Here is a 7,838-nt window from a genome sequence, read left to right on the forward strand (position 1 = left end):
ACGGCGACCGCCGCAGAGGCCAGGTAGCTTCTGCGGCGGTCGCTGGGTGAACTAATCATGTGAGGAATTATGTCCGATCAGTTCGTGGTGCTTGGTGGATTATGCCTTGGCGTTGCTGCGGCGAACCAGGACGGTTCCGCCGGCTAAGCGCTTTAGTAGACCCCGACTACTCATCTACTATTTTAGATAGTAGATGAGTAGTCGGGGAGTTACAAGTTGCCGCAGGAACGGCGTTGCCGAGCTGAGCCATACTCAGCTTTCGCGCTGAATTATGGCGGGTGGGTTTGAAGTACTGGATTTTGTCCGCGTTTTCTGGTGTGCGCGGCCGACTGCGTCTGGACCCGGGTGGCTGCGGTTTCCACGCGTAGACCGGCGGTGGTTGCGGGATGGGGTTGACGTTGTCGACGTCGAGCTTGGCCGCGGTGAGCATGATGATTTCCTCGCGCATCACGAACTCCTTGATCCGTTGATCCATGAGCTTCGCGTAGTGCGCCACGTACCGGTTTTCTGGTTATGGCCCACGCAACTGGTTCCGGCCTCCACGAAGGGACTGTACGTGCGGGCGCCGAGCAACTATAACCCCAGAGGCTGGTTGCTCAGATTTTGCGGGTCATCCACCTGTGGGCGGGTGGAGCCCGCAAGGGGTGAGCTCAGAGCCGTCCACCTGTGGGTGACCTGCAGTTCCTGTGCGGGTGGGATTGCGCACCTGTATATGGGAAGCGGTCGCGGGGCGGTTCGTGTGGTTACGAAAGTATTTCGGCTGCATACCCATCCGGTCACGGTCGGGGCCCCGAATGGGTATTGTCCTTCAACCCCAACAGATTTATGGAGGCACGATATGCAGAATCTTTTGACGAAGTCCTTGGCCGCAACCGCCATCAGCGGTGTGATGATCCTCGGAGGCGCCGGCATGGCTACCGCCGATAGCACCGAGACCAGTGTGGACGAGGTCACCACCCAGGTGACCGATAACCAGGTCTCCGACAGCGGCAACGTCTCGCTGGATAACATCCTCAATGATGTGCTGGACCTTGGTGATGTCGCGAGCGACAATAACGTGCTCAACGGGATCGACACCGATGTGTCGGATAATTTGAACGGCAATTTCAGCGGTAATGACGCTGAGGTGGATGCTGACGTCGATGCCGATAACTCGGTCGAGGGCTCCACTGACAGCGGTGAGGACAACGAGGGACTGCTGGGCGGACTGCTCTAGCCAAACCCCTGAACAACGGTGTGGCACCAACCATAACCAGCCAGTCACTACCGCCATCTAGGGGCTGCGACACCCGTCCCATAGAAGTCGAGCTTGCCAGCGTCCAGGGCCGCGAACTCGCAGTGCGCCGCGACGTTGTTTTCGCGCCCGGTATTTTGCTCGATGGGAAGCTGCTCGGTTTCGGTCGATTGTCCGAGAAAAGACTCCGATGGCGGCTCGCGAAGAAGTAGGCCTGTGCGTAGGTCTACTATGCGCGATAGGGTTGGTGAAGAGGCAGCCCAACGCGCCGCAGATGATAAATGTCACGTGGCGGAGGTTTCGGGGCAAGGGTCGTCGAATCGATTGACGGCCAGGATATTGTCTTCCCAACTACCCCGCCGGAGGGCCTCATCATGATCACCAGTAGAAAAGTTCTCAGCGTCGCTTTCACCGCAGTCTTGGTTGGAGGGGCAGGCCTCGGGTCTACGGGGCCCGCTCTGGCCTCTTCCGGCCCGGTGTCCCAGTCCGGACCGGCAATGACCATCGAGCAGATGGCTATCACCATCGATAACTTCGTGTTTACGGGGCCAGGCACGGTCAACCCGGGCGGTGAGATCACGGTGACCAATAACGACACCGAAGCCCATTCGGTGACCGCCGAGGATGGTTCCTTCGATGTCACCATCCCGGGTGGGGCTAGCGCCACTTTCACGGCTCCCAGTGAAGCAGGAACCTATGGGTTCTTCTGCAAATTCCACGGCAACATGAAGGGCTCTCTCACTGTCGGAGCCGAAGGCATGGCGCGGATGCACGAGCAGATGATGCTGGACCATCCGGACATGGCGCAGATGCATGACCAGATGATGCTGGACCATCCGGACATGGCGCAGATGCACGAGCAGATGATGATGGGCGGCGCGGGGATGGCGCAGATGCACGACCAGATGATGGGCGGCGCGGAGGCCGGTAGTGCGGAAGGCAACGGGATGGACCAGATGGGTGCGGTGCCTATGGGCGGCGCCGACACCGGAGTATCGACCGAGAGTACGAGCGAGCAGTCAACCATTATCGCTCTCGGTGGAGGGTTGCTCCTCCTCGCCGCAGCCAGCGGAACCTACGTTGTCTACCGCCGGAACAGCAGCAACTGATCTTTACCCACTTGGTCGGTTCAGGTCCCGGTTGACAAAGGACAACGGGGTGATCCGGGTGATGAGTGAAACCTACAACGATAAGGAAACAACTATTGCGGGGATCAACGGGATCAGGGACTGCGCGTCAACGACGCTCATCGATGATGTGAGCGGACACAAGCGGTGCCGGCTCAAGATAGACGACCAAATAATTCGGGCGGTCGGATAGGTTGATGGCACGAAACATGGTCCTGGAGCAGATACGACGGACCCGGACTGTGCTGAAAAGGTGGAGCACCGTGAACGACGAAAATTCGGCAGCGCAAAAAGGCCATACGGCTGACGATGAAAAGTTACTGGCTGCCTCGGATGTATCCAGTGACGAGAAGCAGGACGGTCCCGGGGGCTGCGAAGAATCACCCGTCGAGGCGATCGATGCAAATCCTGAAGGGCTCAAAGAGACCCCCGCTCTCGAAGAAGATGAGACCAGCCTCGTGAACACCGAAAATAGCTGACCCGGTCTGTTGACTGCGCGTCGTGGTCCGTTGAACCGGGACTGTGGATTTAACGGTGTTTCTGGCCTGACGCGCCGCGTGTGGACGTGGCGGGAAGGTGCCGTGATGACGACAACTGGATGTTGTGAATCCGAAGAAACTATTGAATGAAGATCGATCCGCGGAGGCTGCAGCTGCGGCTGAACTCGTGCGCTTGGCCAAGGAACAGGGACTCGCGTTGACTGGCCCCGATGGTTTGTTGAAGCTGTTCACGAAGAACGTGCTCGAGACCGCCCTGAACGAGGAGCTCACCGAGCACCTCGGGCATGAGAAGAATCGCCCTGACCCGACCGCACGTCGGGGAACATCCGGAATGGAACGCGCTCGAAGACCGTGCTGACGGAAGCGACGGGTGAGGTCACGATCGAGGTCCCAAGGGATCGGGATGGTTCCTTCGAGCCACAGATCGTGAAGAAACGACAACGCCGTTTGAACGGGGTCGAGGAAGTTGTGCTGTCGTTGTACGGGTGCCTTGCCTGGGTCTACTGCGCTGCCCCGGGCCACGCACCTCAGCACATCAACTGATGAACCCCCGGGCTAGTACGCAGCTCAAACCGACAGCCCATGCCGACAGGGCAGGCCAGTAGCGCAAGGGTAAAAAGAAGTTCAGTCATGGTTATGCTCCTAGGTTTCCATTCAACTGCAGGGTGATTTAAGGTCTTCAGTTCGCTGACGCGTTCAGGCCAGCCGGCCGAGGGGTGGTTGTATTGCAGGGCCTGATACTTGACGGGCGTCGAGGGTCGAGGCAGTCGGTGGTCGGTGCACCTAGCTAGGGAGTGGTGGGCTCGGTCTGACTCGGCTCGGTGCCCTGGTCCTCCTGGCCGGACATCCCATCCTCGCCCATACCGTGCCTGCCCCCCCCATGTCCTCACTGCTTTCCATGCCGTCCATGTCTGGCATGGCCTCGGACATCATCGAGCGCATCTGTCCAGTGAGTTCGGGGTCGGACTGTCAGCGGCAACTCTAAACTGACCAGAGACGGCAATTTGGATTGACCGTTCGCGGCAGTGGTTTTGACCAGTGGCTGCAAGCAGTTTTGACCAGCTGCCGGTGATTGGTGCCGGCCGGGCGTGCTGGGATTCCCTTGTCCATCCCTCGTGTCGCTGCGGGGAAAGCCCCTCCCTTCCCGGTGGAATGACGATGCCAATCGTTTCATTTCACCCTTGATGGGAAGGAAGGGGCTTGTTATGAAGTCTCCAGGAGAGTTCATGGAAATTTTAGCTGCTTATGATCTGACTAAGTCGTTCCGGAATGCCGCCGCGGTGTGCGGAGTGTCGCATAACACGGTCCGGACTTATGTGAGGGCCCGCGATGAAGGCGCTCAGGCACCAGTGGCCCGTCGGCGCGGCCGTATTACCGACCCGTTCCTCCCATCGATGGAGTCCTGGGTGAAGCAGTCCCGCGGTAAGATCCGCGGTGATGTCGTGCATGACAAACTCGTCGCTATCGGCTACCAGGGCTCCATCCGCACGACCCGGTACGTGCTATCCGGGTTGAAGTCGAAGTACCGTGCGCAGAACACCCGCGTGCACCGTCCCTGGACAGTCGAGCCTGGCCGGTGGCTGCAGTGGGATTATGGAGACGGTCCCGTCGTCGACGGGGTGAAGACCGTGTTGTTCTGCGCCTGGTTGGCGTTTTCCCGGTTCCGTATCGTGATTGCTTTACGGGATAAGACCATGCCGAGCGTTTTCGCGGCCCTTGGACCGGTCGTTCCGGCTGATCGGCGGGGTCCCGACCTATGTGCTGACCGATAATGAGAAGACGGTCACGATCGAGCATGTCGCCGGGGTCCCGGTCCGCAACCCACAGATCGTGGCGTTCGCCAGGCATTACTCCACGGCCATTCATACCTGCATGCCGGCGGATCCGGCGTCCAAGGGCGGGGTGGAGAACGCGGTCAAGATCGCCAAGGGCCGACCTCGTGCCCAAAGACACCAACCTCCGCCCCGAATACGGGTCTTTCGCCGAGCTGGAAGCTGCGTGCGAGGTGTTCATGGCGGAGGTGAATTCACGGGTGCACCGGGCGACCCTGGAAATCCCGAAAGAGATGCTCGATGTGATTGAGCGGCACCGGTTGCATCCGGTTCCGGCGGTGCCGGTGACGGCGAGTTTCGGTCAGGCCCGGCAGGTCCCGCCTAACACGGGCGATGATCACGTATGACCATGCCCGTTACTCCGTCCCGCATACCCTGATGGGCCAGCGGGTCTGGGCGCGGAGTACCGGGGAGGAAGTCATCATTGTCCATGTCGGCGCGGAAGGGCCCATCGAGGTCGCACGCCATAAGCTCACCCGTGCCGGGGTGCCGGCGATCATTGACGCGCATTTCCCGGCAGTGTCCGCCGGCGCCCTGGACCGGATAATCCGTGCCTGCGGCCGGGGCGAGGAAGAGTTCCTGGCCCTGGGTTCCGGGGCAGCGCTCTGGCTCAAGGAAGCCGCCGCGGCCGGAACCGTGCGGATCCGGCAGAAAATGGAACGCGCCGTGACACTGGCCAAAGTCATCGGCACCTCCGAGGTCGACCAGGGCCTCGGCGCCGCCGCCGTCCATCAGCGCTTCACCCATGAGGACCTGCTCTCCATCGTGGCCAACACCGCCAACGGTGAAACCACCACCACCCATACCGTGACGGATCCGAACCAGTGGCTAAGCCAAGGCACGGCCAGCTGGGCCGACGGAGGCAACCACGCGCAGGAGGGGAGGTCGGGCCAGCGGCGGCGGATCTTCCCCACATCGATTCTGCCCCGGCGGGCCGCCCTATCCAAAGCGCCGTAGTTGATCCCGCCACAGCTTCGCATCCGGCAGATCGGCCAACACGGGCCTGTAATCAAAACCCAGCGTCACGGACCCCGAACGAGGAAGAGCTACCGGGCAGCGGCGTCTGCGATCATCTGTCGGAATTCAGCCAGGGTCGTGGCCTGTACTTCCTTACCATCAAGGAGAAAGAACGAGGGTGGTGAGCTGATGCCCAAAGCGGCACCGTCAATTTTGCCGGTCTTTACCCGGCGCATGGTGCGGGGGTCGGTGAGGGCAGCATCAAAGCTAGCCATGTCCAGGCCAAGGTCCTCAACCAGCCCCCGAAACGTCCGTGCCGCGGATTCGCCGTTACGTCCGGACCTGGCACTTTTTACGGCATCAGCCCCGTCACGCACCTGCCGCGGGACCGCATATATCGCCTCCAGTAACTCGTTGAATTTGCCCTGCTCCCCGGCGGCTTCCAAAGCGAGGGCCGCAGTAAAGGACTGATCAGAGAGCGGAAAGTGCCGGGTCGCGAAGGTGACGGTGCGCCCGAAATCCTGCTTCAACTGCTCGACGAAGGAATGCACTGCCCTGCAGGACTCGGACTCAGCATCCAGGAACTGCACCAGCACCGCCCGCTGGTCCGGGGCCTGGGAAGTGATGCGGCTGTCCTCCCGCATGACCGGCACCACACCTGCGTGAGGTACCCGGCGGGACTCCACCGGGGCAGGGGCAGCGGATTTTCCTCCGGGCCTGTCGGAGAGGTGCCCCCTGTAGCCGATGAAGAACGCGATGGTTCCCAGGATGACGACGATAACAATAGGAATGAGGGCGAAGAGCCATGGAGTCATGAGGTGGTTTGTTGCCTGTTCGTGGGATCCGGAAACAAAACGGAACGGCTACTGGTAGTTGTGGGACAAGCGGCAGGCGCCGACCGTTCAGGGCACTTGCCGCTTGTCCCAGCTTACGGCTGGTTAGCCGTTGACGCGCACGAAGTACGATCCGGGACGATCAGTGAGGTTGTGCTCGATGGTCAGGTTCTGACCGTTCATGCCGCTGCTGATGACCTTGCCGTTGCCGACGTAGATACCGATGTGACCGGGGCGGGCCACGAGGTCACCGGCCGCGGGGCCCTATCGGTGGGATCGCCCAAAAGATGGATGGGGCGCGGAGCGAGGGGGCAGAGGTTTTCCTGGCCCCGGCTGGGAACTGTAAGGACGTCGTCGGCAACATCCCCGATGGGATGGAGGTTTTCAGCGTTGAGACGTTGGATGAGGCCGTAGAAGCTGTGCGGGCTGTTGGCTCCGGTGGGGACAGATCGGAATTGGATACCTGTGAAGCGCAATAGCGGGCGGATTACAATGAGGCGACATTCGCCGGACATGGCTCTGCCAATTCGCTGTAGTTAACCGTTACAGGGCAGAATGAGAAGGCACGGAACCATCTGCCGCGCCCAGTCTTGGCACAGATAACCGCGCCTGAATAATTGCACCAAACCGGTTGCCGTGATGAAGCAGCAGACCCAAATGATGAGGTAAAGAGTGACTTCCGGACCATCCACGCAGGATAGACCACGCCCCATTTTCGGAAACCGCCGCGGACCATTCATTCCGACTTTGATTGTCGTCGGCGCGTTGGTTGCCGGTTTCCTATTCTTCGCCGGTATCTATGCCGACGTGTTGTGGTTCGACCAGCTCGGATATCTGGACGTCTTTGTCAAGCAGAACGTTACGCAGGCGGCGATCTTCGTCGTCGCTGCAGTCATTATGGGTGCCACGGTTTACGCCAGCCTCAGGGTTGCGTACGGTGCGCGTCCGATTTACGCTCCTGATACAGACGTTCAGGACAATCTGAGCCGCTATCAGGAGACGATTGAGCCTGTCCGCAAGCTTGCCATGATCGGTATTCCGGTCCTGTTGGGCGTTTTCGCCGGAACCGCGGCTTCCTCGCAGTGGCAGCAGGTTCTGCTTTTCTTCAACCAGGTTCCTTACGGGGCCACCGACCCCGAATTCGGACTCGACTACACCTTCTACATGATCACGTTGCCGTTCCTCGGCTTCCTCGTGGGATTCATGATCAGCGTAGTTTTGGTCGCTGGTATTGCAGGATTGCTCACGCATTATCTCTATAGGGGCATCCGCCTGGAGGAGAAGGGCATCTTCACCAGTACGGCCGCACGGGTTCACATTGCGGTTGCGGCCGCTGCGTTCCTGATCCTGCAGGC

At 60.3% G+C, this 7,838-nt stretch carries 8 protein-coding genes and 2 pseudogenes; 7 read left to right on the forward strand and 3 right to left on the reverse strand.

The window, feature by feature from the left end:
* Positions 1 to 166: 166 nt before the first annotated feature.
* Positions 167 to 496: a hypothetical protein gene (locus tag Y707_RS0120800; protein WP_026536479.1), complete on the reverse strand. Its 330-nt coding sequence runs from the start codon at positions 494 to 496 to the stop codon at positions 167 to 169.
* A gap of 342 nt (positions 497 to 838) precedes the next feature.
* Between Y707_RS0120800 and Y707_RS0120805 the strand changes: the two genes are divergently transcribed.
* The 6 genes and pseudogenes from Y707_RS0120805 to istA all read left to right on the forward strand — a co-directional run bounded on the left by Y707_RS0120805 (position 839) and on the right by istA (position 5,650).
* On the forward strand, positions 839 to 1,216 hold the full coding sequence (locus Y707_RS0120805; RefSeq protein ID WP_026536480.1) for a hypothetical protein: 378 nt from the start codon (positions 839 to 841) through the stop codon (positions 1,214 to 1,216).
* 299 nt (positions 1,217 to 1,515) lie between these two features.
* Entirely contained in the window at positions 1,516 to 2,343 is an 828-nt protein-coding gene (locus Y707_RS32325) for a cupredoxin domain-containing protein (RefSeq protein WP_216699313.1), read from the forward strand.
* Positions 2,344 to 2,374: 31 nt separating this feature from the next.
* Positions 2,375 to 2,554 carry a hypothetical protein gene (locus Y707_RS31040; RefSeq protein WP_155853228.1) on the forward strand — a complete coding sequence of 60 codons (180 nt, stop codon included), beginning with the start codon at positions 2,375 to 2,377 and terminating at the stop codon, positions 2,552 to 2,554.
* 70 nt (positions 2,555 to 2,624) lie between these two features.
* Positions 2,625 to 2,840, forward strand: a complete 216-nt coding sequence (locus Y707_RS0120820) for a hypothetical protein (RefSeq protein WP_155853230.1) — start codon at positions 2,625 to 2,627, stop codon at positions 2,838 to 2,840.
* A 124-nt stretch (positions 2,841 to 2,964) separates the two neighbouring features.
* A pseudogene (locus tag Y707_RS28115) lies at positions 2,965 to 3,344 on the forward strand (transposase); the annotation flags it as partial.
* Between the two features lie 722 nt (positions 3,345 to 4,066).
* Positions 4,067 to 5,650: pseudogene (gene istA, locus Y707_RS33330) on the forward strand (IS21 family transposase).
* A gap of 89 nt (positions 5,651 to 5,739) precedes the next feature.
* On the opposite strand, the gene Y707_RS28125 reads toward istA, so the two are convergent.
* Together Y707_RS28125 and Y707_RS30255 are read right to left on the reverse strand one after the other, a co-directional pair.
* Positions 5,740 to 6,465, reverse strand: coding sequence for a DsbA family protein (locus tag Y707_RS28125; protein ID WP_035783035.1), 726 nt, complete (start codon positions 6,463 to 6,465; stop codon positions 5,740 to 5,742).
* A gap of 123 nt (positions 6,466 to 6,588) precedes the next feature.
* Positions 6,589 to 6,726 (reverse strand): hypothetical protein, encoded by a 138-nt coding sequence (locus tag Y707_RS30255; RefSeq protein ID WP_253905292.1) that lies wholly within the window; start codon positions 6,724 to 6,726, stop codon positions 6,589 to 6,591.
* A 429-nt stretch (positions 6,727 to 7,155) separates the two neighbouring features.
* Between Y707_RS30255 and Y707_RS0120855 the strand changes: the two genes are divergently transcribed.
* On the forward strand, positions 7,156 to 7,838 hold a 683-nt coding region (locus Y707_RS0120855; RefSeq protein WP_253905293.1), incomplete at its 3' end, for a UPF0182 family protein.

Origin of the sequence: Arthrobacter sp. H14 (assembly GCF_000520495.1) — a bacterium.
In the GTDB taxonomy this organism is placed as follows: domain Bacteria; phylum Actinomycetota; class Actinomycetes; order Actinomycetales; family Micrococcaceae; genus Arthrobacter_C.

Bases quoted from the DNA above. Each gene is read 5' to 3' on its own strand.
- Y707_RS32325 (WP_216699313.1), top strand. From the start codon at position 1,516: ATGTCACGTGGCGGAGGTTTCGGGGCAAGGGTCGTCGAATCGATTGAC.
- Y707_RS28125 (WP_035783035.1), bottom strand. From the start codon at position 6,465: ATGACTCCATGGCTCTTCGCCCTCATTCCTATTGTTATCGTCGTCATC.
- Y707_RS0120805 (WP_026536480.1), top strand. From the start codon at position 839: ATGCAGAATCTTTTGACGAAGTCCTTGGCCGCAACCGCCATCAGCGGT.